This is a genomic window from Devosia sp., from assembly GCF_034675085.1.
Taxonomy (GTDB): Bacteria; Pseudomonadota; Alphaproteobacteria; order Rhizobiales; family Devosiaceae; genus Devosia.
The window spans coordinates 1-2247 of record NZ_JAUCDN010000421.1 but is presented as its reverse complement, the minus strand read 5'-3'; the positions used below and the strand labels follow the sequence as shown (position 1 = coordinate 2247).

General features: G+C 65.1%; 2 protein-coding genes. Both read left to right on the top strand.

The window, feature by feature from the left end:
• Positions 1-298: 298 nt before the first annotated feature.
• The gene (locus VDP82_RS17220) at positions 299-1237 is read left to right on the top strand and encodes a hypothetical protein (protein WP_323016049.1); all 939 of its coding nucleotides are present in this window, start codon (positions 299-301) and stop codon (positions 1235-1237) included.
• On the top strand, positions 1234-2247 hold a 1014-nt coding region (locus VDP82_RS17215), incomplete at its 3' end, for a hypothetical protein (RefSeq protein ID WP_323016048.1). The genes VDP82_RS17220 and VDP82_RS17215, both read left to right, overlap by 4 nt.

The following is a 2247-nucleotide window of genomic DNA, read 5'->3' as shown; positions in this document are numbered from 1 at the left end:
GATTGAGGGCGAAGGCCAGCAGCACTGAAAGCACCAGCGGCACGAAGATGCCGGCCCCCAGATAAAGCAGGGCGGCGATGATGGCGAAGGTGGCGATGCTCTCGAAGGCGCTGGGACGGCGGCGCGAGAAACCGGGCGATGCAGGATAGTCGCTCAATTGTTCCCCCAATGATCGGGCTCAATGCCAGAGCGGCGATTTTGTTCCGCAATGCGGCCCCACAATCGGCGGCGATGATAAGAGCGGATAAAGCGAGGTCGATTGTCTCGCTTATGGTGACCTCAACAAATGGGGGGAATCATGGTTCGGTTTCAGACGATCGGGGCGGCCTGCGCGCTGGCCCTTGCCCTGGGGACGGGTCCCGTGCAGGCGCAGACGACCATAGGCAGCTACAAGGACAGCCTCAAACCGGATCCGTCGCAGGGCGAAATCGTGAACAGTCTGAGCAGCATGCTTGGGTCCATGGTGAACCAGATGCATGGTCTCGATCCGATTCTCACATCGGAGCCGCAAACGACACCGCCCCTGAAACCGCCCACCAGCAATCAGTCCGAACTCGAAAACATGCTGCAATCGGTTCTTCAGGAGCTGAAGGAAACCAAACAGGCGGCGGGCTCGACGCCCAAGGGAGCGGACAGTCAGACGGCGCCGGAGGATGATAAATTCGCGCGGGCGGCAAATGCCGCAGCAGAAAAGCTGAGGACGGAGGCTCGGGCGGAGAAAGAGGCGCGGGAAGCGGCCGCCAGGACGGCGGCGCTGGCCAAGAGCGCGGCGAACCGGAACGCGGAAATGCTGGCGGATTGGCGGCGCCTGTTCACGGCGCGATATCCGGCCTATGCCGGCAGCCCCAATTGGGCCTCGGTGCCGGCGGCGCTCAATGCCCATTATGTCGGCTCGTCCATCGCCACCATGCCCGATGGGCAATTATCGACGGGCAGCTTCGAGGTGGTTTTCGACTTCACCACGCTTTACGCCCATGGCGGCATGACATTCGTCTCGCCCAATCCCGATCTGGACGGCCATGTCAGCTTCAGCGGCAATGTGCTGACCGGCAGCGGCAATGCGCTGGTGAGCGATTACGTCTCGGGTGGGGCGTTCGGCGGCGATATCATCGGCGGTGAATGGAACGGGAAGTTTTACGGCGGCGCGGCCGAAATGATCCTGGGCGATTGGAGTGCGCTGATCGACAGCGGGCCCAATGCCGGCATGGTCTATGGCCAGGCGGGAGGCGTGCGATGACCCTGCGTCCTCTTGCGCTCGCCGCCTTCGCCCTTGTGCTCAGCAGCTCGGTTTGCGTGGCCGCGACCGGCCCGGTGACGGCGGAGGACGCCGTCATCCTGGCACAGGCGGACCAGTTGCTGGAAAGGCGGGACTGGCCAGCGGCATGCACGCTGATCGAACGGCATTTCGGGGCGTCTCCCGGCGATCTCCAGGCGCTGGCGCGGCTGGGGGAATGCCGGACCGGGTTGGGCCAATATGGGCGCGCCATCTATCATTACCAGCGCATTCTGGCCGAGGTCGACGCGCCGATCATCGCCGCGCGGCTGCTTTTCCTCGAAGCCGCGGCGGCCAATGGCCTGATCGAGATCGAAGCGGTGCCCATTGGCCTGCTGCCCCCCATCGTCAGGGGCGCGGCCGCGCTCGGAATCCTGATCGACAGCAACGCCAATGCCGGCACCTCCGCCACATCGGTGCAGGCCATGCTGGGGGCGTTTCCGCTGCTGCTGGCCGTCGATGCGAACAGCCAAAGCAAGCCCGACCGGGCGCTGACGCTGGGCGTCGAAGGCAGTGTCATCCAGCCGCTCAGCGCGGACTGGGCGCTGCTGTTCGGCGGCGAGGCGCGCGGCAATTTCTACACGCTCGACGCATCCAACAGCAATCAGAGCCTGCGGGCAGTTGCCGGCATCATCCATGTCAACAGCCCGCTGAGCCTGAATATGCAGGGCAATGCCGGACTGCGATGGACCGATGGCGCGGTGCAGCAGGTCATGGCGGGGCTGGACGCAAGGGGCAGTTTCGAGGTCGCGCCCGGACTGGCGCTGGGCCTGGGCGGCTCGCTCGGCCGTTTCGCCATCCCTGACGACGCGCTGCGCGACAATGTCACCAAGGGGGTGGTTGCCGGGCTGCAATATGACATCGCGCCGGGTCTTTCGGCGGGGCTGGACTATGTGGTGACGCGGGTGGACGCCAATAGCGGGCTCTATTCCTATTGGGCGCACGGCCCGCGGCTGGGCGCGACGCTGGCGCTC

Bases quoted from the DNA above. Each gene is read 5' to 3' on its own strand.
- VDP82_RS17220 (WP_323016049.1), top strand. From the start codon at position 299: ATGGTTCGGTTTCAGACGATCGGGGCGGCCTGCGCGCTGGCCCTTGCC.